This window comes from Streptomyces sp. ITFR-6 (assembly GCF_031844725.1).
In the GTDB taxonomy this organism is placed as follows: domain Bacteria; phylum Actinomycetota; class Actinomycetes; order Streptomycetales; family Streptomycetaceae; genus Streptomyces.
Map to the genome: position 1 here is coordinate 197338 of NZ_CP134614.1, position 21651 is coordinate 218988.

General features: G+C 70.9%; 20 protein-coding genes. 4 read left to right on the top strand and 16 right to left on the bottom strand.

Annotated features, from left to right (window positions below; translation table 11 throughout):
* Nucleotides 1-8: 8 nt before the first annotated feature.
* From RLT59_RS38805 to mqnE, 3 genes are read right to left on the bottom strand one after another with little or no spacing between them, the layout of a single operon-like run.
* Complete coding sequence (locus RLT59_RS38805) at nucleotides 9-914, bottom strand: menaquinone biosynthetic enzyme MqnA/MqnD family protein (RefSeq protein ID WP_311308176.1); 906 nt, start codon at nucleotides 912-914, stop codon at nucleotides 9-11.
* Nucleotides 914-1222 (bottom strand): ferredoxin, encoded by a 309-nt coding sequence (locus RLT59_RS38810; RefSeq protein ID WP_073737856.1) that lies wholly within the window; start codon nucleotides 1220-1222, stop codon nucleotides 914-916. Before RLT59_RS38810 ends, RLT59_RS38805 begins: the two co-directional genes overlap by 1 nt.
* Nucleotides 1223-1263: 41 nt before the next feature.
* Nucleotides 1264-2430, bottom strand: coding sequence for an aminofutalosine synthase MqnE (mqnE, locus tag RLT59_RS38815; protein WP_073737857.1), 1167 nt, complete (start codon nucleotides 2428-2430; stop codon nucleotides 1264-1266).
* A gap of 226 nt (nucleotides 2431-2656) precedes the next feature.
* Here mqnE and RLT59_RS38820 point away from each other — a divergent pair, with 226 nt between their 5' ends.
* From RLT59_RS38820 to RLT59_RS38830, 3 genes are read left to right on the top strand one after another with little or no spacing between them, the layout of a single operon-like run.
* A complete protein-coding gene (locus tag RLT59_RS38820) occupies nucleotides 2657-3079 on the top strand; it encodes a DUF6069 family protein (RefSeq protein ID WP_311308177.1) in 423 nt (140 codons plus the stop codon).
* Between the two features lie 3 nt (nucleotides 3080-3082).
* A complete protein-coding gene (locus RLT59_RS38825) occupies nucleotides 3083-3574 on the top strand; it encodes a hypothetical protein (protein ID WP_073737859.1) in 492 nt (163 codons plus the stop codon).
* Nucleotides 3575-3584: 10 nt separating this feature from the next.
* Nucleotides 3585-4349, top strand: a complete 765-nt coding sequence (locus RLT59_RS38830) for a futalosine hydrolase (protein WP_311308178.1) — start codon at nucleotides 3585-3587, stop codon at nucleotides 4347-4349.
* A 22-nt stretch (nucleotides 4350-4371) separates the two neighbouring features.
* Here RLT59_RS38830 and ahcY read toward each other — a convergent pair whose 3' ends face one another.
* The 4 genes from ahcY to RLT59_RS38850 all read right to left on the bottom strand — a co-directional run bounded on the left by ahcY (nucleotide 4372) and on the right by RLT59_RS38850 (nucleotide 9477).
* Nucleotides 4372-5808, bottom strand: coding sequence for an adenosylhomocysteinase (gene ahcY / locus RLT59_RS38835; protein ID WP_073737861.1), 1437 nt, complete (start codon nucleotides 5806-5808; stop codon nucleotides 4372-4374).
* A 50-nt stretch (nucleotides 5809-5858) separates the two neighbouring features.
* Entirely contained in the window at nucleotides 5859-6842 is a 984-nt protein-coding gene (locus tag RLT59_RS38840) for a carbohydrate kinase family protein (RefSeq protein ID WP_073737862.1), read from the bottom strand.
* Nucleotides 6843-6879: 37 nt separating this feature from the next.
* Entirely contained in the window at nucleotides 6880-8091 is a 1212-nt protein-coding gene (gene metK / locus RLT59_RS38845; protein WP_073737863.1) for a methionine adenosyltransferase, read from the bottom strand.
* A gap of 225 nt (nucleotides 8092-8316) precedes the next feature.
* Nucleotides 8317-9477 (bottom strand): aminotransferase class V-fold PLP-dependent enzyme, encoded by a 1161-nt coding sequence (locus RLT59_RS38850; protein WP_311308179.1) that lies wholly within the window; start codon nucleotides 9475-9477, stop codon nucleotides 8317-8319.
* A gap of 376 nt (nucleotides 9478-9853) precedes the next feature.
* Here RLT59_RS38850 and RLT59_RS38855 point away from each other — a divergent pair, with 376 nt between their 5' ends.
* Complete coding sequence (locus RLT59_RS38855; RefSeq protein WP_311308180.1) at nucleotides 9854-9997, top strand: hypothetical protein; 144 nt, start codon at nucleotides 9854-9856, stop codon at nucleotides 9995-9997.
* 239 nt (nucleotides 9998-10236) lie between these two features.
* Here the strand turns inward: RLT59_RS38855 and RLT59_RS38860 are convergent, their stop codons facing one another.
* The 9 genes from RLT59_RS38860 to RLT59_RS38900 form a co-directional block, all read right to left on the bottom strand.
* Nucleotides 10237-11502 carry a helix-turn-helix domain-containing protein gene (locus RLT59_RS38860; RefSeq protein ID WP_311308181.1) on the bottom strand — a complete coding sequence of 422 codons (1266 nt, stop codon included), beginning with the start codon at nucleotides 11500-11502 and terminating at the stop codon, nucleotides 10237-10239.
* Nucleotides 11503-11907: 405 nt separating this feature from the next.
* The gene (locus RLT59_RS38865) at nucleotides 11908-12225 is read right to left on the bottom strand and encodes a hypothetical protein (RefSeq protein WP_311308182.1); all 318 of its coding nucleotides are present in this window, start codon (nucleotides 12223-12225) and stop codon (nucleotides 11908-11910) included.
* 281 nt (nucleotides 12226-12506) lie between these two features.
* Entirely contained in the window at nucleotides 12507-13328 is an 822-nt protein-coding gene (locus RLT59_RS38870; RefSeq protein WP_311308183.1) for an AfsR/SARP family transcriptional regulator, read from the bottom strand.
* 262 nt (nucleotides 13329-13590) lie between these two features.
* The gene (locus RLT59_RS38875) at nucleotides 13591-14436 is read right to left on the bottom strand and encodes an AfsR/SARP family transcriptional regulator (RefSeq protein WP_311308184.1); all 846 of its coding nucleotides are present in this window, start codon (nucleotides 14434-14436) and stop codon (nucleotides 13591-13593) included.
* Between the two features lie 132 nt (nucleotides 14437-14568).
* The gene (locus tag RLT59_RS38880) at nucleotides 14569-16659 is read right to left on the bottom strand and encodes a condensation domain-containing protein (protein WP_311308185.1); all 2091 of its coding nucleotides are present in this window, start codon (nucleotides 16657-16659) and stop codon (nucleotides 14569-14571) included.
* A complete protein-coding gene (locus RLT59_RS38885; RefSeq protein WP_311308186.1) occupies nucleotides 16656-17489 on the bottom strand; it encodes a 4'-phosphopantetheinyl transferase family protein in 834 nt (277 codons plus the stop codon). Before RLT59_RS38885 ends, RLT59_RS38880 begins: the two co-directional genes overlap by 4 nt.
* Entirely contained in the window at nucleotides 17486-19786 is a 2301-nt protein-coding gene (locus RLT59_RS38890; protein WP_311308187.1) for an SRPBCC family protein, read from the bottom strand. The genes RLT59_RS38885 and RLT59_RS38890 overlap by 4 nt, the downstream gene beginning before the upstream one ends.
* Before the next feature lie 95 nt (nucleotides 19787-19881).
* On the bottom strand, nucleotides 19882-20520 hold the full coding sequence (locus RLT59_RS38895; protein ID WP_311308188.1) for a ScbR family autoregulator-binding transcription factor: 639 nt from the start codon (nucleotides 20518-20520) through the stop codon (nucleotides 19882-19884).
* Between the two features lie 371 nt (nucleotides 20521-20891).
* Nucleotides 20892-21557 carry a ScbR family autoregulator-binding transcription factor gene (locus tag RLT59_RS38900; RefSeq protein ID WP_311308189.1) on the bottom strand — a complete coding sequence of 222 codons (666 nt, stop codon included), beginning with the start codon at nucleotides 21555-21557 and terminating at the stop codon, nucleotides 20892-20894.
* Between the last annotated feature and the right edge of the window lie 94 nt (nucleotides 21558-21651).

The following is a 21651-nucleotide window of genomic DNA, read 5'->3' on the forward strand; positions in this document are numbered from 1 at the left end:
GGAGAGGCCTAGGCGGCGGGCCCGGTGTCCAGCAGGCGGATTCTCAGATCGGGTGCGAAGCCGGCGTCCTGGCCGCCGACCCGGCGGGCGAACTCGCGAAGGCCGGCGAGCTGACGCTCGCCCAGACCGAAGTCGAGCGCGGACATGTAGTAGCGCTTGAGGGTCTCGAAGTCGAACTCGGCCCAGCGGGCCGCCTTGTGACAGACCACGTCGATCTCGTCGAGGAAGAGCTCGCGCGAGGCGAGGAAGCCCGAGTGCACCTCACGGACCAGCTGCGGGTGCTCGTCGGCGAACTCTCGCCGGGCCGCGAACACCGCGAAGACGAACGGCAGCCCGGTCCACTCCCGCCACATCTCGGCCAGGTCGTACACCTGGAACCCGAAGGTGTCGGCCTGGAGGAGGGAGGCGCGCAGCGCGGCGTCCCCGATCACCACGGCCGCCGGTGCTCCGGCCATCATGGTCGGCAGGTCGGGCGGGCAGCTGAAGTACTCGGGCCGCACCCCGACCGACTCGGTGAGCAGCAGCTCGGCCAGGCGCACGGTGGTGCGGCTGGCGGTGGTGCAGGCGAGCGGGACACCGTCGAGCTGGTCCAGCGGCACCTTGCTGAGCAGCAGACAGGACATCACCGGCCCGTCCGCGCCGACCGCGATATCGGGTAGCACCACCAGCTCGTCGGCGTGGCGCAGGTACTCCATGACGCTGATCGGGCTGATGTCCAGCTCACCGGCGACCAGGGCGTCGCTGAGGCGCTCGGGCGAGTCCTGGTGCAGATCGAGGTCGAGCAGGCTGCCGGTGCGGGCCAGTCCCCAGAACAGCGGCAGGCAGTTGAGGAAGTCGATGTGTCCGACCCGGGGCCGGACGGGCGCGGCCGACGCGGCGCTCCGGACCGGCCGTCGGCCGGTGAGCAAGGCCATCAGTCGTCCGCCGCGTCCGGTCCGAGGACCTCGGCTCCGTCACTGACCCGGCGCACATGGATACAGGCCCCCGGGCACTCCTTCACCGAGTCGGTGACGTCGCGCAGGGCGATGGTGGGCACGAGAACCGTGGCACCCGTCTCCTGGAGCAGATCGCCGTCCGCGGTCCTGACGTAGGCCAGGCCGTCGATGTCGAGTTCGAAGACGTCGGGCGCGTACTGGCTGCAGATCCCGTCGCCCGTGCACAGGTCCTGGTCGATCCAGACCTCAAGGGCGTCGCCCCGGAGGTCCTCGTCCCGTACGGTCATCGTGCGCACCTGCCGATACTTGTCGTTGTCGCGGTCATGAGTCAGACCCGCATGGGCTGGGGGCTCTCGCGGAGCTCGGGGTCCGGGCTCTCGTACTCGCGGACGATCTCGTAGAGCGTGTTGCGCTCCACGGGCTGGAACCCGGCGTCGCGGATCAGGTCCAGCAGGCCCTCGCGGGACATCTTGTCCGGGGTTCCGTAGTCGTCCGCGTCATGCGTGATCTTGTACTCGACGACGGAGCCGTCGATGTCGTCGGCGCCGTGGTTCAGCGCGAGCGCCGCGGTCTGCAGGCCGTGCATCACCCAGAAGACCTTCACGTGCGGCACGTTGTCGAAGAGCAGCCGGGAGACCGCGAAGGTCTTCAGCGACTCCGCAGGCGACGCCATCCGCGTCCTGGACATGAGCCGGTTGCGTTCCTTGCCGTCCATCGAGTCATGGAAGTCGTGCTGGTAGCGCAGCGGGATGAAGACCTGGAACCCGCCCGTCTCGTCCTGCAGTTCGCGCAGGCGCAGCACGTGGTCGACGCGGTGACGGGGCTCCTCGATGTGCCCGTACAGCATCGTCGCCGGGGTCTTGATCCCCTTCTCGTGTGCGAGACGGTGGATGCGCGACCAGTCCTCCCAGTGGGTGCGGTGGTCGACGATCTGCTTCCGGATCTCCCAGTCGAAGATCTCCGCGCCGCCGCCGGTCAGCGACTCCAGGCCGGCGTCGATCAGCTCGTCGAGGATCTCGCTGGCGGAGAGGCCGGAGATGCTCTCGAAGTGGTGGATCTCGGTGGCGGTGAAGGCCTTGACCGCCACCGTCGGCGGCAGGGCCTCCTTGAGCGCCCGGATCGAGCGCGGGTAGTAGCGCCACGGCAGCGTCGGGTGCAGGCCGTTGACCAGATGCAGCTCGGTGAGCTGCTCGGCCTCCATCGCCTTGGCCAGCTTCACGGCCTCCTCGATGCGCATGGTGTAGGCGTCCATCTCGCCCGGCTTGCGCTGGAACGAGCAGTACGCGCACGAGGCCGTGCACACGTTGGTCATGTTGAGGTGACGGTTGATGTTGAAGTGAACGACGTTGCCGTTCTTTCGCGTTCGCACCTGGTGCGCGAGCCCGCCGAGCCAGGCGAGGTCGTCGCACTCGTACAGGGCGATGCCGTCCTCGCGGCTGAGCCGCTCACCATCAGCGACCTTCTGCTCGACCTCGCGTTTGAATCCTGCGTCCACCCGTGCGCCTCCTCAGCGTCAAGTCCGGCATGAGAACAGTCTGCTCGGCCCCGCGAATACAACAGTCCCGGCAGCGCAGCTCCATGCTGGCCGAGCCACCGCTAAGAAAATCCCTACAGATGCGATCCAGGTCAGCCACCGGTGTGACCGGTGGGCCTTACCGTGAGCCTTCGCAAAGGTTCTGTACCGAACCGAGACAGGCGCAGCGACGTAAGGATGAAGACGCATGTCGAATACAACGACCGCCTCCCCCACCCGGCAGCAGGCCGGCCGACGGATCGTCTGCCTTCTGGCCGCCACCGTGGCGGCCGTCATCGTCTGGCTCATAGCGCACTCCGCTCTCGACATCGACCTCAAGACGAAGGCCCAGGGCGGTGGTGACCCCCAGGAGGTCGGACTGGCGATGGTCATCGGCGCGACGATCCTGATCGGCCTCGTCGCCTGGGGCGTGGTGGCGCTGCTCGACCGCAAGTCACCGAAGGCCCGCACCCGGTGGACGGTGATCGCGTCCATCGTGTTCGTGGTGTCCCTGTTCGGCCCGCTCGGCAGCGGCGAGGGCGGCTCGACCAAGGCGACGCTGCTGTGCATGCACCTGGTCGTGGCCCTGGTGCTCATCCCCGGGTACGCCCGCACGGCGCGGAAGGACTGACGGGTGAAGAAGACATCGCTGAGCCTGCACAAACAGGGCGGCACCTTCGTCATCGACGGCCTCGGTTCCCCCACTGCCGCGTTGGAGTTCGACCGCGGCATGCGCACGGGCACGGTCACCTCGGGTGGCCGTGCCCTTCCGATCGCGGCCACCGGACGGCTGCGCACCCGGGTCACCGCCGGCGAGCCCGCGATCCTGTGCCTGGACGGCCCCGAGGCGTTCGTGCCGGGGGGCGGGGCGCCCGTCGAGTGGCGTACGTCCAAGCCTCATCGGGGCCGCTACCACGCGACTCTCGTCCGGGGCTCGGACCTGATCGACTTCTCGCTCGCCAAGTCCGACGGCAAGTCCGTGCGCATCGAGGTCAGCGGCAGCTGGGACCAGCTGGAACTGATCGCGCTCGCGGGCTCGTTCGCGCTGCTGTCCCGGCGCCGCGGCGACACCTATCTGAAGGTGGCCTTCGTGAGTGTCATCAGCGGCGGCCAGCACACGCACTGAGCGGAGCGTGATGACACCCTCCCCACCGGACGGACCCGGGGGCCGGCGCGATGAGCGCGCCGGCCCCCGGGTTCTGCTCGTCACCGCGGTCGACGCGGAACGCGACGCGATGGCGACCGCCTTCGGCGCCACCCCGCCCGCACCGGTCGCGGACCGCACCCTGCACCGGGTGACCGGGGGCCGACTCCGCGTCGACCTGCTGGCCGCCGGTGTGGGGCCCGCCGCTGCCGCCGCCGCGACGGCGTCGGCACTGACCGCCGCGACGCTCGGCGGGGCCGGGTACGACCTGGTAATCAGCGCGGGCATCGGCGGCGGCTTCCAGCCCGAGGCGCCGCTCGGTTCGCTCGTCGTGGCGAGCGCGATCGTCGCAGCCGACCTGGGCGCCGATACGGCCGACGGCTTCGTGCCGGCCACCGAGCTGGGCTTCGGCACCGTCGAGTACCGGCCGGACGCGGCGCTGGTGGCCCGTGTCGCCGAGGCGACGGGGGCGCGTACCGGCACGGTGCTCACCGTCTCCACCGTGACCGGTACCGCGGCCTGGTCCGCCGCGCTGCGGGCCCGCCACCCGGACGCCCTCGCCGAGGCCATGGAGGGGTTCGGGGTCGCGGAGGCCGCCGTCGCGGCCGGCTGTCCGGTCGTGGAGCTGCGCGCCGTCTCCAACGCGGTCGGCCCGCGCGACCGGGCCCGGTGGCGCGTCGGGGAGGCGCTGGCCGCCCTCGCCGCCGCCTCCGGCCGCCTCACCTCCGTGTACGCGGATCTGCCGGTACGACGGTGAGACGGGCGAAGGCGGCCGGCGCTCAGTAGCGGTAGTGGTCGGACTTGTACGGTCCCTCGACCTCGATGCCGATGTACGCGGCCTGCTCCGGACGCAGCGTCGTCAGCTTCACCCCGAGCGAATCGAGGTGGAGGCGGGCGACCTTCTCGTCCAGGTGCTTGGGCAGCACGTAGACGTCGGTCGGGTACTCCTCGGGCTTCGTGAACAGCTCGATCTGGGCCAGCGTCTGGTCCGCGAACGAGTTGGACATGACGAACGAGGGGTGGCCCGTGGCGTTGCCCAGGTTCAGCAGACGGCCCTCGGAGAGCACGATGAGGACCTTGCCGTCCGGGAACTTCCAGGTGTGGACCTGCGGCTTGACCTCGTCCTTGACGATGCCCTCGATCTTCGCGAGGCCCGCCATGTCGATCTCGTTGTCGAAGTGGCCGATGTTCCCGACGATCGCCTGGTGCTTCATCCTGGCCATGTCGCTCGCCATGATGATGTCCTTGTTGCCCGTCGTCGTGACGAAGATGTCGGCCTTGTCGACGACCTCGTCGAGCGTGGTGACCTGGAATCCGTCCATCGCCGCCTGCAGCGCGCAGATCGGGTCGATCTCCGTGACGATCACCCGGGCGCCCTGCCCGCGCAGCGACTCCGCGCAGCCCTTGCCCACATCGCCGTAACCGAACACGACGGCGGTCTTGCCGCCGATCAGCACGTCGGTGGCCCGGTTGATGCCGTCGATCAGCGAGTGCCGGCAGCCGTACTTGTTGTCGAACTTCGACTTCGTCACCGCGTCGTTCACATTGATCGCCGGGAAGAGGAGGGATCCGTCGCGCTGCATCTCGTACAAGCGGTGCACACCTGTCGTCGTCTCCTCCGTGACACCCCGGATCTCCGAAGCGAGGGCGGACCAGTCCAGTCCGCTGCGTGCCAGCAGGGCGCGGACGACGGCCGCTTCCTCGTTGTCCGCGACGGGGAGCTCTCCCGTCTTCCGGTACTCGACGCCCTTGTGGACGAGGAGGGTGGCGTCACCGCCGTCGTCGAGGATCATGTTCGGGCCCGTGTGGCCGGGCCAGGTCAGGGCCTGCTCCGTGCACCACCAGTACTCCTCCAGGCTCTCGCCCTTCCAGGCGAAGACCGGGACGCCGGCGGGGGCGTCCGGGGTACCGGCCGGACCGACCGCGATGGCCGCGGCCGCGTGGTCCTGCGTCGAGAAGATGTTGCAGGAGACCCAGCGGACCTCAGCGCCCAGGGCGGTCAGCGTCTCGATGAGGACGGCCGTCTGCACGGTCATGTGCAGCGAGCCCATGATCCGGGCGCCCGCCAGGGGCCGCGTGGCGGCGAACTCCCGGCGGATCGACATCAGGCCGGGCATCTCGTGCTCGGCCAGGGTGATCTCCTTGCGGCCGAAGGCGGCGAGGGAGAGGTCGGCGACCTTGAAGTCCGTGAACGCGGTGTTGGGTTGAGCGGGCATGCGTACTGCTCCTCGGGTTCTGAATCGTCTCGTGGGTGGTGCGTCGTCGCTCACCGCATGCCGCTGAGAGCCGGTGCGATCTCCTCTTCGGCCTCGGCGCCGTAGGCACGCGCGACCGAGGCGAGCAGGCTGTCGCGATCGGCCCGGTAGGCCTGGGAGCCGACGGTGCCGAGCGCCGAGGCGGCGGTCACGCAGCCGAGCCGGGCCGCCGCCTCCAGCGGCAGCCCCGCGCTCACCGCGGCGAAGAACCCCGCGCGGAAGGCGTCGCCCCCGCCGGTCGGATCGGTGACCTCCGTGTCCGGCACGGCCGCGACCGTGATCGTCGCCTGGTGCGCGCTGTCGATCCGGACGCCGTCGCCGCCCAGTGTGGTGACCCAGGTGCCGGCGCGTTCGAGCACCTCGGCGCGGGTCCAGCCGGTGCGTTCGAGCAGCAGGGCGGCCTCGTACTCGTTGGTGAGCAGCCACTGGGCGCCGGTGACCAGCTCCCGGATCTCGTCGCCGTCGAGGCGGGCGAGCTGCTGGGAGGGGTCGGCGGCGAAGGGGAGCCCGAGCTCGCGGCACTCAGCGGTGTGCCGGAGCATCGCCGCCGGGTCGTTCGGGCAGACGAGGACCAGGTCGGGTCGCTCCCGCGTGCCGACCAGCTGCCACAGGTCGATCTCACGGGCGTCCTGCATGGCACCGGCGTAGAACGCGGCGATCTGGTTGGCGTCCTCATCGGTGATGCACATGAAGCGCGCGGTCTGGTGCTCGGCGGAGACCCGCACCCCGCCGGTGTCGACGCCGTGCTGCTTGAGCCAGACCTCGTACTCGGCGAAGTCGGTGCCCACGGCGCCGACCAGCAGCGGGTCGAGGCCGAGGCTGCCCAGGCCGAAGGCGATGTTGGCCGCGACTCCGCCCCGGCGCACTTCGAGCGCGTCGACCAGGAAGGAGAGCGAGACGTGGGCGAGCTGGTCGGGGATCAGCTGATCCGCGATCCGGCCGGGAAAGACCATGAGATGGTCCGTTGCGATGGAGCCTGTCACCGCGATACGCACATGAACTCCTGAGGCTGGACGTGTCCTGGACGGGCGGTCAGATTCCGGCAGCGGCCTTGAGCGCGTCGGCCCGGTCGGTTCGTTCCCAGGCGAAGTCCGGCAGTTCCCGCCCGAAGTGGCCGTACGCGGCGGTCTGGGCGTAGATCGGGCGGAGCAGGTCGAGGTCCCGGATGATCGCGGCCGGGCGGAGGTCGAAGACCTCGGAGACGGCCTTCTCGATCTGCTCCTGGTCCGCCGTACCCGTACCGAAGGTCTCGATGAACAGGCCCACCGGCTCGGCCTTGCCGATCGCGTAGGCGACCTGGACCTCGCAGCGGGCGGCGAGCCCGGCGGCGACGACGTTCTTGGCGACCCAGCGCATCGCGTAGGCGGCCGAACGGTCCACCTTGGACGGGTCCTTGCCGGAGAAGGCGCCGCCGCCGTGACGGGCGTAGCCGCCGTAGGTGTCGATGATGATCTTGCGGCCGGTGAGTCCGGCGTCGCCCATCGGGCCGCCGATCTCGAAGCGTCCGGTCGGGTTGACCAGGAGCCGGTAGTCCTCGGTCTCCAGCTTGATGTCGTCCTCGGCGAGCTGGGCGAGGACGGACTCCACGACGTGGCGGCGGATGTCGGGCGCGAGCATCTCGTCCAGGTCGATCCCGGAGGCGTGCTGCGAGGAGACGACGACGGTGTCCAGCCGGACCGGGCGGTCGCCGTCGTACTCGATGGTGACCTGCGTCTTGCCGTCGGGGCGCAGATAGGGGACGGTGCCGTCCTTGCGGACCTCGGTGAGCCGGCGCGACAGGCGGTGGGCCAGCTCGATCGGCAGGGGCATCAGATTCGGCGTCTCGTCGGTGGCGTACCCGAACATCAGGCCCTGGTCGCCCGCGCCCTGCTGGTCGAGCTCGTCGATCTCCCCGCCCCCGACCCGCTTCTCGTACGCGGTGTCGACGCCCTGCGCGATGTCCGGGGACTGGGCGCCGATGGACACCGAGACGCCGCACGAGGCGCCGTCGAATCCCTTGGCGGAGGAGTCGTAGCCGATCGCGAGGATCTTCTCGCGCACGAGGGTGGGGACATCGGCGTACGCACGGGTCGTCACCTCCCCCGCGACATGGACCTGGCCGGTGGTGATCAGGGTCTCGACGGCGACGCGCGAGGCCGGATCCTGTCTCAGCAGCTCGTCGAGGATCGCGTCACTGATCTGGTCAGCGATCTTGTCGGGGTGGCCCTCGGTCACAGATTCCGAGGTGAACAGGCGACGGGACATGGCTCTCCAGAGAGGTGCGTGGTCGGACGGTTGGCGTGCATGGGCTCATCTCGCACGTTCCGCAGCGGCTCGCGGTACTGGAGCAGCCGCCGGTCACCAGAAAGTGCGCACGTCGATCGCGCCTCCCACTGTCGCCCGGTTCACTTGAGAAGGGTTGGAAGTGCACTCGACAGGCCCTAAGGGCTGGGCCGGAGAGCCGCCGGACCGGTCCCGTGGACGAGTCCGTCAGCTGCCGACGAGAGCGATGCGGGCAAGGTCGCCCGGCGCAGGGAAGACGCGGCGCGAGCTGACGTCGGCCACCGTTTTGGCGAGGGCCTCCGCGAAGGCGTCGATGTCCTGCCGCGTGGTGCCCTCGTACACCGAGGCGCGCAGGGCCGTGGCGCGGCCCCCGGGGCGGTCGAGCAGCGGAGTCTGCTCTGCCACCGTCTTCCACACCGCCACGCCCCGCTCCGCGAGGCCGCGCCGCAGGAGCGCCGAGGACAGGTCGGGGTGGTGGAAGGCGAGGACCGCCGAGTGGTACCGGCCGGGCGCGAGCAGTTCCATGCCGGGAACGTCGACGACGGCACAGTGCAGCGCCGGAATCAGCTCCTCGTACGGCTGGGCCGGCAGCTCCGCGCGGTGGGCCAGCGCCGAGGTGAACGCCGCGACCGCGGCCGTCGCCGGTACCGGCTCGGGGACGCGCGTGGTGCACGCGGCCGCACGGGGCGCCCCGCCGCCGAAGTCCGACGGCGACAGTTCCTCGCGCAGTCTCGGCGCCACGTAGGCGAAGCCGACCGCACGCGGCCCGCGCAGGAAACGCCAGCCGTCACCGGTCAGCAGATGGCAGCCGATGCGCGAGACGTCCACGGGCAACTGGCCCAGCGAGTAGGCCGCGTCGACCGCGTACAGGCAGCGGTGGGGCGCGAGGAGGCGGCCGATGTCCTCGACCGGGTTGATGATGCCCCGGCTGGCGGGGACGTGGACCACGGAGACCAGCGCCACGGAATCGTCGATGTGCGCGGCCATCCAGCCGAGGTCCAGGTCGCCGTCGGGGCGCAGCGGAACCACCTCGATGCGGCAGCGGGTGCGGTCGCGCACGGACCGGAGCGTGGTGAGCCGGGCGGCGCTCTCGTACGGAGTGGTCCAGATCCGGTCGCCTCTGCCGAGCGTCAGGCCGGACACCAGCGCGTCGAACGCGGCCGCGCCGCCGGTGAACAGTTCGGTGTGCCCGTCAGGGGTGTTGAGCAGGCCTTCGAGCCGCTGGTGGACCTCTCCGTGCACCAGGTCTCCGACCCGCTCCTCCAGTACGTGGGGCCCGAAGCGGTCCTCCAGGCGTACGCACTCCGTGAGGACCGTGCGTACCGCGTCGGGCATTCGGCCCTGACCTGCCGTGTTCAGGTGGATCATTTCCGGGGCCTCCCCTATGCCAGACGTTGCCAACTCTGTTGGCAATAGATTGCCTACAGGGAAGGGCAGTTGGCAATCCACGCTCCAGTGACGCTCTAGTCCAGGGCCTCGGCATGGACCTGCCGCAGCTTGCCCGTCAAGAGGAGCACCGGAGGGCCGTCGGCCGCACCTAGGCGGAGAGACAGCTGTCTTCGCAGGTCACATGCTCTGCAGGAGATACGGGACACCGGGTCATGGAGGAGTTTTCCGGCCATCGGTTTGCCAAGCTCAAGCGATCGTCGAGCACATCCCGAGCGGAACCCAAGCGGAGTTTGTCAATCTTCTTGCCAAGAAGCCGAACACAGCCGAACGCAGGCAGAACAGAGAGGAGTCAGTCATGAAGGTTCTCGCCCGGGGTCTGGTCGTCACCGCAGCTCTTACCGGCGCCCTGTTCACCGCGGCGGGGGTCAGTGCCGCGGACAACATCGGCTGGCCGGTCGCCCCGGCCGGCAACATCGGATGGTCCAACGCCGCCGCCTGACGGGCGGGAAACGGGCCGCGTGCGGGCATGCGTGCCCGTCCCGGCGAGCGGGCGGGGAGTGTGCAGCGAAACGGCCGGCCGCCGCGGCTCACCGTCGGTGCCGACGGTGTCCTCCTCGCGGCTCCAACGCGCGGTCAGCCCACGCACGGACGCCGAATCAGGCGTCGCGCAGGGCCGCTTATCAAGCCCCGCACCGGACGCACAGCCCCAGCGCCGCTGACGGCGTGCAGAGGCACCCGTCAGGCGTGATCCTGCTCCTGGGCCAGCCGGGGCGACGGCACGGCCGGCGAGGCATGCAGCTGAGTCAGCGCCTCTGCCAGGACCCGCCAGATCTCGGCGGCCAGGTCGATGTTCCCGCTGCGCTGCGCCTCTTCCGCCAGCGCGCGCAGCCCCTGGACACCGCTCTCGTCGCCCTCGAACACGCGCAGCTGGTAGCGCAGGATGTCGAAGCGCACCCGGTCCCGGTACGTCATCAGCTCGTCCCTGGCCAGTCCGGCGAGCAGCACCCGGGCGTCGTCGTTTCGGCCGGTGACGAACGCCAGGTCCGCCTTGAGCCCGGCAAGTTCCTGCCCCAGGCTCTCCGTGCCGACGTAGACGAGAGCCGCCTCCGCCTCATCCATGCGCAGTTCCGCCGCCGCCGGGTCTGCCGGGACCTTCTGCAGGTACAGCCGGCCGGCCGCGATCCGCAGCCTGACCCACAGCGTCAGGTCCTCCCCGCTGGAGAACCCGGCCAGCGCCCGTTCGAGGATGTGCTGCGCGCCCGCGTGATCGCCCTGGCGCACCCGCACGGCGGCCGCCGTCCACAGTGCCTCCGCCCACAGCGTGTCGGCGCGCCCCTCGACCAGGTCCGTCAGCTCGTCGGCGTGGAGGCGTGCGTCCGGCAGCCGGCCCGCCTCAGCCTCCACGGACGCCAGGGCGAGCAGCACACCGGCGCGGTCCTCGACGCCCAAGTCGGCCTCGCAGGCCAGCCGGTGGGCGTCCTCGCCCATGGCGATGGCGGTCTGGATCTCACCGACGGACCGCAGGCAGCGGGCCAGCCGGGTCAGGCCGCGGACCCGGAGTTCGGGCAGCGCGACCTCGTCGCCCAGCCGGACCAGTTCCTCCAGGTGGGCCCGCTCACCGACGAAATCGCCCTCCAGCCTGCGGGCGCGGGCCAGCAGCCACAGCGCCTGCCAGCGCAGTGCGGGTGACTCGTGGCTCTCGGCCGCGTACGCCTCGCGCAGCCCCTCCGCGGTGGTGGCGGAGCCGGTGGGAGCGAAGGCGGAGGTGGCCAGGGTGATCGCGTGCGCGAGCGAACCCGCCGAGGGCTCCTCGAAGTCGGACGGCTGCAGGCCGAGCCGCTCGGCGAGGTGGGCCACCGCGCGTTCGGTGGGCTGACGCCCCCCTGACTCCAGCCGGGAGAGGTAACCGGTGGACATGCCGTCGCCGGCCAGCGCGCTCTGGGACAGACCGCGGGCCAGACGGAGCTTCTTCAACCGACTTCCGAACGCGGGCTGTCGCAACATAGGCCAATTCCTCGGAGAGCAGCGGTCAGGGACGCATACAGGGACCGCAGGAAACGAACCGGCGTGCCGGGGCCCGGGTCGGACAACGAGCGTATGACCGCTGACAACAGCTGGGCAAATGTTTGCCAGACCCGTAACCCGCTCTCCGGCAGGGCTCACGGGGTCCTTCGGCACCGCTCGATCGTCGCGCGAGTGGGGCCCGAGCAGACCGCGAGTGGATTCCGAGCATTTTGAGGCAGGCTTTCGAGCAGCCTTGCCGAGCGCATGTCCTCGTGAGGGAGTCGCTGATGAAGCACGTGGTGCCCGCGTTCGGGCCGAAGGAGTCCGATGACGACATCGGCTGGCCCAAACGCGACAGCTGCGGCCGGACCGGACAGCACCGCTGTGTGCTGGTCCGTGCGCGGTTCAGGCAGCCGGGGACGACACGGCGGCGACAGCGGTGGACCGCGGCCCGGCCGGTACCGGGAAGCCGCGGTACTCGCTGACCTCGCCCTGCGCGTCGAAGCGGAACTCCGCGATCAGGCCACGTGCGACGGGGCCGTCCGTGAGCGTGACGCGGGCGGTCACCCGGTCGTTCTCCGCGACCACCGACTCGTAGCGCGCCCGGTGGTGGCCGGCGGCGAAGAGGGCGCGGGCCAGTGCCTTGTTGCGCTCCTGGACGGCCTGCGTGCTCAGCAGCCGGGACAGGGCTCCGCACATGGAGTCGTGTGGTGTCGCGTCCATTCCAGGACCTCCCGTCCCTGCGGCGCACCACCGCGGGCACCGCTTCCCGACCGTGTCATACGGGGGTCGAGTGCCGATCGAGCGCCGGTACAACCGCAGACCGCCGGTACAGCCGACTGCCGCGTTTCCGGTCGGTTTCGTTCCGCTCCCGCTCCAGCCGGACACGACTTCCGTCGCCCACGATGGAGCGGAGCCCCGGGCACTCCGGCCCGGTGCGCTGTCCGGCCCGGGCCGTCCATTCCTTCCCCCGGCTCGACGGCCCGGGTTCAGGATGTCCGGCCTCAGGCGGCGAACAGATCGAACGTCGACGTCGGCCGCGGCCCCGACAGCACATCGAGCAGCGGATCGACCGCCAGCATCGCCTGGTGCAGCCGCTGCAGCTGAGGGGACGGTTCGACACCGAGTTCCTCGATGAGCCGCCCGCGGACTCTTCGGTACACATCCAGCGCCGAACTCTGCCGGCCGGATCTGTAGAGGGCGACCATGGCCTGAGAGTGCAGGCTCTCGTGCCGGGGATGACGCGCCGTCAGTTGCATGAGTTCAGCGATGAGTTCGGTGTGCCGGCCCATTCTCAGGTCCGCGTCTATCCGACGCTCCACCGCCACCAGGCGGCTCTCCTCCAGCCGCATGGCCTCGATCTCCAGGACCGGGCCGAGCCGCACGTCGACAAGGGCCTGACCCCGCCACAGGTCGAGGGCCGAGCGAAAGCGCTCGGCCGCCAGTGCATTGTCGCCGCTCTCGAAAGCGGTCTGTCCTTCACGCGTGAGGTTCTCAAAGATACGGACGTCGATATGTGATTCCGGTATCTGCAGCAAGTAGCCACCGTGCCGGGTGGCCAGCACATCCTTGACGCCCTCGCGCGAGTCCGGGCCCATCGCCGTACCGAGCCTGCGGCGCAGCTGGAGTATATACGTCTGCAAAGTGGTGAGTGCGCTCTGTGGCGGGTTCGATGCCCAGATCTCCTCCATCAGAGTCGGGACCGGTACCACTCGACTGGGATAAAGGGCAAGCAGAGCCAGAATCTGGCGGGGCTTGCTTGCCGTAGGGACGATCGACCCAGCATTGATTTCGGCCGACAACGGACCTAGAAGATTAACCCTCACTTCGCCCTCCCCGTTAGCGTCCGCTTTTAATGGCCTCTAGTGGCCACAAAACTGCGCTGTGGAGCAAGCTATCCGGTCATGCTCCACCGAGTGCGTTTCTCCAGTGGCTCTGTAGCGGATCTCAAACATTTGGGTTTACCCGCACTCCCGACCCCTATTTCCCGCCTGTCTTTCTGGTGGAAATAACAGAACCGGAGGGGTAGGGTACCGCCCCGCCGCATGGCGCGATATGAGCCATGGGAAGCGGGAAGAGCGAGCCGCGTCAGCTGATCGGCACCGCGCCCGCGCCCCCCAGCGGAAGCACGGAGTCGTTGACGGTGGCGCGTCCGTCGGCGACCGGAGAAGCCAGCAGCGACTTCTGCAGCCGGGCGAGCCGGGCCGACGGCTCAAGCCCCAGTTCCTGTACGAGGGTGGTGCGCAGCCGCCGGTAGAGCCCGAGCGCCTCGCTCCGGCGGCCGGAGCGGTAGAGCGCGATCATGAACTGGGCGTGCAGGTTCTCATGGGTGCGGTAGCGGCTCACCAGTACCGTCAGCTCGGCCAGCAGTTCGCGGTGCCGCCCCAGCCTCAGGTCCGCGTCGATGCGCTGGTCGAGGGCGCACAGCCGGCTCTCCTCCAGCCGCTTCACCTCCATGCCCAGCTGCCCGCCCGCCTGCACCCCGGAGAACGGCAGTCCGGTCCACAGGTCCAGCGCCTGGCGCAGGGTCTCGGCGGCCATGGGGTAGTCGCCGGCATCCATGGCCCGGTAGCCGAGGCCCGCGAGCCGGTCGAACTGGCGGACGTCGCTGACGCCTTCACCGCTGACGAGCATGTATCCGCCGGGCGCGGTCACCAGCACATCCTTGGGGGTGCGGACGGGGCCGTCGGCGGGGTCCTTCAGCAGAGCGACGGCGATGAGGTCTCGCACCTGGAGCACATATGTCTGTAGGGTCGTACGGGCGCTGCGCGGCGGCGTGCTTCCCCACAACTCCTCGACGAGGACCGACACGGGCACCACCTGGTCCGCGTGCAGGGCCAGCAGAGCGAGCACCTGACGCGGCTTGGGCGCGGTCGGGGTGATGGACACACCGTTCTCGCGCACGTCCAACGCGCCCAGAGCATCCATGTCCACGCAGCTCGCCTCCTTGGCTTCTGTCCTGGTACACAAGACTCACATTAAAAAACAGCGCAGGCGGTTTGTCAATTGCGACCGCCCTGACCCCTGTTCGGAGAAAAGGGGGGGCAGGGCGGCGCTACTCCCCTTCTACTGCGAGGGGTTGCCGTGCTTGCGGGACGGAAGGTCCGCGTCACGCGCCGTCAGCCTGCCCGTCATCGCCGAGCGCAGGCCGACCGCGAGCGCGTCCGCACTCGCCTCCGCACTGCCCGTGCCCGCCATCACCACGACCGGGTCCCGGCCGGCCGCGGCGGTGCGCGCGATCTCGTACGCCGTCACCGCGCCCGGTCCGCAGCCGCACAGCAGCAGCCTGGCCCCGCGCACCACCTCCACGAGCGCGGGCGGCAACGCGAGCGGGGTTTCCTGGCAGTTCAGTTCGACGATGTGTTCCGGGCCGTCGTGCCGGCGGGCGAAGCGCTCGTACGCGCCGGAGACCACGCCCTCCCGCGCGACCAGGCAGATGACGTCCGCGCCCGGTTCTCCGGTCCTCAGCACGGTCAGGGACGGCCGGCGGGCGCCCTGACGCCCCGGCGGCCGCACCGCCACGTGCGGCACGCCCAGGCCGTCCAGCACCCGGGCCAGTTGCGCGACGGTTGTGCCCGCGTCGGTGAAGTCCGCCAGGGCACGCAGCATCCGCACACACTGCGAGAGCAACAGCGCGGCATCCGCGTCCCGCAGCACCGCGCGGTCGTAGAGCGAGGTCAGGCTGAGACTGCCGTCCGGCTCGTGGCGCGCCACGAGCGTGACCGAGGCGCCCGAACCGCCGACGAGGCGCGGTACGTCGACCCGGACTCCCTGCGCCGCGAGTTCCGCGCGCACGGCCGGGGTCATCGGTGGCCTGCTGTCGAAATCGATGATGGTGCCCGTCTGCCGCGCACCGCGCCCGGTCCACTCGCTCAGCAGCTCGTCGCTCACCCACGGATAGATGGCCATGTCCAGTGCGGCGTCGCGCAGCCTGGATATCAGCGTTTCCAGCGGCTCCACCGGGTCGACGTTCACCGTCAGCGGGGCGCAGCCGCCCAGCAGACCCGGCACGTCGGTGGCGCCCGGCAGCGCGACGTCCCGCCCTGACAGCCGTACGTCGAAGGTGACGTGCCCCGGGCGGCCGCCGGTCCCCATGGCCCGGTGGAGCAGCAGCGCCCACACCAGGTGCAGCGCGCTGCTCTCCCCGGCGCCCCGAGCGGTCACCCAGGCCCTCAGCCGCAGCACCTGCGCCGGGGAGAGGCGGCGCCGCGCCTGGGCGTCCCCGCTCTGCCGGGTGGGGCCACCCTGCTGTCCGGGGCTCACCGCTGCGTCCGGTGGCGGGGCGGCGCGGGTCCAGTAGGCGCGTGCGGCGTCCGGGGACTGCCCGGCCAGCCAGCGGGCGTGGTCGCGGACATCGGGGCGCCGGTCCCCGCCGGGCAGCGACCCGCCCGCCAGATACGCGCGGTAGAAGGCGCGCAGCAGGACGTGTACGCCGCGCTCGTCCAGGAGCGCCCGGTGATACGTGAGCAGGACGCGGGTACCGGGTACGGACGCGCCCTCCCCGGACGGGGCATCCTCGATCAGCGTCAGCCTCAGGAGTCCGGCGCGGTTCAGCACGAAGCCCTGGGCCCGGTCGTGCGCGAGCAGATCGTCCCAGGAAGGGACCGCCTCACGGGAGCGGTGGACGATGTCGATGTGCGCGTGGTCGTGCAGCACCAGCCGGGGCGTGGCCACCCAGTCGAACGCGCTGCGCAGCACCGATTCGCGGGCGGCCACCGACTGCCAGGCGGCCACGAAGCGGTGCGCGTCCAGGGGGCCGGTCCAGTGCAGGGCCACCTGCTCGACGTGGCGGCCGGGATCGTCCGGGGTGCGCAGGGCCGCCCGCGCCCAGGCGCGCTGGGTGCCGGTCAGTGGCACGGTCCACGCGCCCACCGGCAGCAGCAGGACGTCCGCGAGCAGTTCGGACGAGAGGGGCACCGGGCCCGGCGGGGCGGTGCCACGCGGGATGAACGTCAGGGTGTGGCGGCTGTCGGTGTGGCTGGCGAACAGGACGGAGAAGGTGCGATGGCGCTCGACGAACCGGGCCGCCAGCCGGTCGGCCTCGACCGGTGTCAGCGGCCCGTGCAGTTCGAGCACCTGAGAGCCGTCCGGCGCCGTGGCGGACGCCGTGTGGGTCACGCACAGGACGCCGCCCAGGCTCGGACGTCCGCCGCTCATCCCCGGTCCCGCGCGCCCTCGTCCCCCACGACGGCGGCGCCGGCGGCCGCGGGCAGGTCCGCCGCCGGGCCGGGCAGCGGTCCGCGGTGGGCCTCACTGACCAGGTACCGGTCCTGAACCAGGTGGGTGCCGAAGGCCCAGGCGTCGGCGTCCGGTGCGGGCGCGGCCAGCCTGATGCGCCCGTCGGCGCCCTCCTCGAAGCCAACCCGGGAGAAGCTGTGGCGCAGCCCGTAGCCGAGCGCCTTGGTGTACGCCTCCTTCAGGGTCCACAGCCGCAGCAGTTCGGCACGCTGTCGCTCCTCGGGCATCGCCCTCAGCCGCTCGGCCTCGACGGGGGTGCACACCTCCTCGCCCATCAGCTCGAAGGGGACGGGCCGGTCGGCCCGTTCGACATCCACGCCGATCGGGCCGGTGCCGCTCACGCCGACCAGGAGCAGTTCGTCGGTGTGCGCCAGGCTCAGCGAGAGCTCGTCCCAGCCGCGTACTCCGGGCCGTCCACCGGGCCGGAAGGTGAAGTCGATGGTCTGGACGGGGATCTCCAAGGCCGCGGCGACGGTGTACTTCATGAGGTAGCGCGAGGCGGCGAAGCCCAGGCGCTGCCCGGTTCCGGGGAACTGCCGGTAGCGGGGCCAGTCCTGGCCCAGCGTCTGACGGAGTTCGGGATCGAGCAGCGCTGCCGGCGCCCACGCCCCCCATGTGGTGTGCACGATCACGCGCCCCGCACTGCAGAAACGACTCTGCACCGAATCCCACGGACCGTCGGGGCTGGATACGTACACCGGCGCCGCACCGCCGGCCGCGGTGACCTCCGCGGCGTCCAGGGCGCTCACCACAGAATCCTGGTGGCGTGCAGGTCGCAGTCGGCTCGCAGCCGGTCCCGGCTGTCCAGCTCCGCCTCGACAGCCGCCTGCGCCTCGACGAACGGGCCGACCGGCGGCAGGCCGAGGCGCTGGACGGCGCGGGTGAGCGCGAGCGTCGACCACGCCCCGGAGGCGAGGAAGCGGCTGCCGCCGTACAGAGCGGCGTCCCGGTGGACCGCCAGCACCGCGCAGACCGTGAGGAGCTGGGCATACCGCTCGGCCGCCGCCGTGCCCGCCTGGGCCATGGACCTGTCCGCTCCGGTCAGCAGCCGGCGTTCGGCGAGCAGCCGCCGCGCCGCCCGGGTCTGCCCGGGGACCGGACGGTCCGCGTCGCCGGAGCCGTGGGCCGCCGCGGCGTCCAGGACACCGTGCAGCTCCGCCGCCCAGTCGAAGTCCGCGTCCCCGCGCGCCGCGGTGGGCCGCGCCGCCACGCGGCCGCCGCCGGGGCCCGCTGACGACGGCAGCTCATGCATCAGTTCGGCCCGGCAGTTGGCCATGCCGATCGTCTCGCGTACGTAGGACACCTCGGCCGCCGTCTTGGCGCACCACCGCAGCGCGGCGCTGCCGGGCTCGTGACCGCATTCGCCCAGCGTGAGTACGGATTCGTCCAGGATCTCGGCCGCCAGACCGGGTACGACGCAGCCCGCCGCGGCCCGCAGGGCCTGCCCCGTACCGGGCGAACGGGTCAGGGACCGCAGCGCCACGGCCGTCAGGCTCTCGCAGGCGGCCAGGTCGGCGAAACTCCGGGCGAGCGAGGCGCGCCAGCGTGACAGCCCCGGCGTCTTCCGCTCCCCCTCCGAGACGGCCCGCACCGCGGCGCGCAGCGCGGTTCCGGCCGCGGCGCTCAGCGCGGCCGGCCCCAGCAGCCGGGCCAGTTCCACCGTCCGGGCCGACATCGGCCCGTCCGGCCCGTCGGCCTCGAACAGGGCCCCGGTGACGGTGGCGTGGCCCAGGGCCAGGTCCCGGCGGAAGAGCGGGCGCAGGGCGGCGACCAGTGCCTCGGCACCGCCGAAGTACCCGCTCTCACCGGCCGACCGGACCTCGGACGCGGCGATGCCGTTGAGCGCGGGCAGCCCGCCGGGAAGCGTCAGTGCGTGGTGGCCGTACGGGTTGGCCCGGTCGCGCGGGTCGCCCAGCAGCCCCTCAAGACGCCGGGCGCGCCTCGTCGCGGCGGGGGGCAGCGGCGCCGCCGCGTGAAAGGGCGGCGCGACGGCCGGTGCGGCCGCCCGCTCGTCCCGCAGGAGCGATCCCTGCCCGCTAACGCCCATCGGCGTGCCCTCCTCGTCCGTCCGGTCCGCGTGGTCACCCCACGCGGCGCAGGGCGCTCTCGCATGCCACTTGGCCAGCCCGAGGATCTCGGCACTGGCCTGCCCCAGCCCCGTACGCACCTCGTGACGGGCGTCGGTGAGGGTGGCTCCGGCGCCGAGGAAGGAGACGAGAGCCTCTTCCCTGAGCATCACGGAGTGCGTACAGACCGCGGTGAGTCCCGAACTGTCCGGCAGCAAGGACCACTGGACGGTGTGCCCCGCGAGGATCTCGGGCGGCACCACGTCCTTGTGGACGATGTATCCGGCAGCCGGGAAGCAGAGCCGGACGGCGCCCGAGGTGACGGTGTCGCCGCCGTCCCAGGCGGTGCTGTCGATATCGACGACCTGCACGCCCGAAGCGTCCGTGCTGACCTCGGTCCACTCGATGTGCGGAACCAGGTCGGGCCAGTCCTCGACGCGCTGGAGGAAGTCGTAGACCAGCTCGGGCGGCCCGTTGGTGTGGACGCTGTCCGAGAAGGCCAGCAGGAGTTCGTCCAGCCGCTCCCAGCGCTCGGCCACCGCCCTGACCTCGTCGAGCCGGGCCCTGACCTCCGTGTCGAGCACCTGTGCCGCCTCCCCGGCCCCGGCAGAGGGCACCGGGAAGGGGGACGGCCCGAGTTCCCTTCGCAGGGTCAGCACGCTGCCGCCGCCGCTACCGGGCGTCACACGCCAGACGCCGCGCCCGGTGACCTGCTGCGTCAGGGGTTCGATCCGCTCGGTCTCCACGGTCCTGGTGTGCGGGTGCAGGTGGCGGCGTACGTGCAGGGCGCGCAGTCCGTCGCTCGTCATGTCCCACAGGTGCAGCAGTTCACGGAAACCGTCACCGTCGATGCGCTCGACGTGGACGTACGACGGGAACAGCACGGGCCAGCGGAGCGGGTCCGCGAGGAGGCCGTAGACCACGCCGACAGGAGCTGCCACAGAGATCGCGTGTTCGGCCACGTGCACTTGCGACGACATGCGTGCTGGCCCCCTCTTCAACGGCCCGAATCACCGGACCAAGGGTGCGGTGTCCTGCTGGAGTACGACTTGAGCCGGGCAGGACCCGGCACCCTTCAACCGGACTCAACCACCTCGGCCGGCCCGCCGACCTGCCGAGGCCGTTCCTGCCACATCGACGTGGCCGGCCAGGACAGGAGGAATTCCCGGAACTGGACCACGTACGCGTGCGGCAGCTGTGGCGGAGCGCAGATGCCGCCGAACAGCGCGACGCCGGCGACGGCCGCCGCGATGGCGACGGCCGCGTACTCCGGGGAGATCTGCTCCGACAGCTCGCCCTCTTCCCTGGCCCGCACGAGCACATCGCGGACCCACTCGTGCCAGCAGGCGATGACACCGCCGCCACGTTTGCGGGACGGATCGCCGCCCAGCCGGAGGCCTCCCCGGACCACGGGGTCCGAACCGACCGCGTCGAGCAGCAGCGTGACGGCGCGCCCCAGGCACTGCGGCGCGGTGGCCGACGAGTCGCTGCACTGTTCGAGCATGGTGCGTACGGCGAGCTCCGCGTCGCTCTCCACCGCGAGCGCCAAGGAGTCTTTGCTCGGAAAGTGGAAGTGCAGGGCGCCGGTGCTCACTCCGGCCCGTTTGCTGATCGCAGGAAGGGAGGCCAGTGCGTATCCGTCGTCCGCGAAGATCTCCGCGGCCGCGTTGATGAGAGCACGACGAGTACGGGCCGCTCGCTCCTGCTTGACCATGAGTTCCTCCTCATTCCGCCCTGAGCGGCACGCCGGGTCCCCACTCCGGTCGCCGCGGACAGCGGTGCCTCGCTCAGAGCACCCTAGCAAACCGCATATCTGGTTGGTTTCTAGAGGTTCTTGCTGCTGCCGGCCACCCCGGGACGGCCAAGCACCGTCAGCGAAAGAAGAAGTGACTGCACGTGAACGCGGTCGTCCCGCGGCTTCCGGCCGCCGTGCCGCCGCACCCGTCCTCGCTGTCGTCGACAGCCTCACGATGCCGACGACAGCAAGAATCCAGCACGGCTCCAGTGCGGGGGAGAAAGACGGCGATGGTCCGTACTTCTGCCGTCAGACAGACGCACGGACCACGGAGATACCTGCTGTGCCTGCTACGCCTCGGCGGACGTGAGCGGTGTGCCGTCCGGGTCCTGGAACTCCGCGAGGACCCGGGTGCCGCGGTCCGGCGCGGTGTCCAGCCTCATCAGCGCCGCGGGCGTGGCGATGGCGGGCAGTACGAGGTTGTACAGCACGGAGACACGTTGGCTGAGGTCCCCCCAGCGGGCCTCGGCCTCCGACACGAGCTGTGTACCGACCCACGCACCGACGAAAGCCTGCGAGGTCTCCTCCGGGTCGACGTGCGGGAGCACTTCGCCCTGTTCCTTCGCCTCGGTGAGCAGCTTGGCGACCAGACCGGTCCAGATGGGCCACGCGCTGCCGAACCGGGTCCGGCCCTGCATGTCGGCCGAGAGCCGGATGCCCGCGAGCAGGACGACATCGCTGGGGATCCGCTCGGCCAGCGTCATGCCGACGTCGATCCACTCCTGCAGCTTCAACTCGCGCGGAGCCCACTGAGCGGGGTCGACCTGCGCCTCTATGACTCCGCGCGCCAGCATTTCCTTGGAGTCGAAGTGGAAGTACAGGGCGCCCTTGGTCATTCCGGCCCGCTGAAGGATCTCGGCCATGGTGGCCGCCGCGTAGCCCCGTTCGGCGAAGACCGCGGCGGCTGCTTCGATAACAGCACGGCGGGTTCGTATCGCACGCTCCTGCTGCGCCATGGCCCCCGCTCCGATCACTAACAAACCGAATGTGACTACCTTACCCGGCCCCATCTCCGGCACGAAGGCCCGTCAGCAGTTGTGGGACGGACCC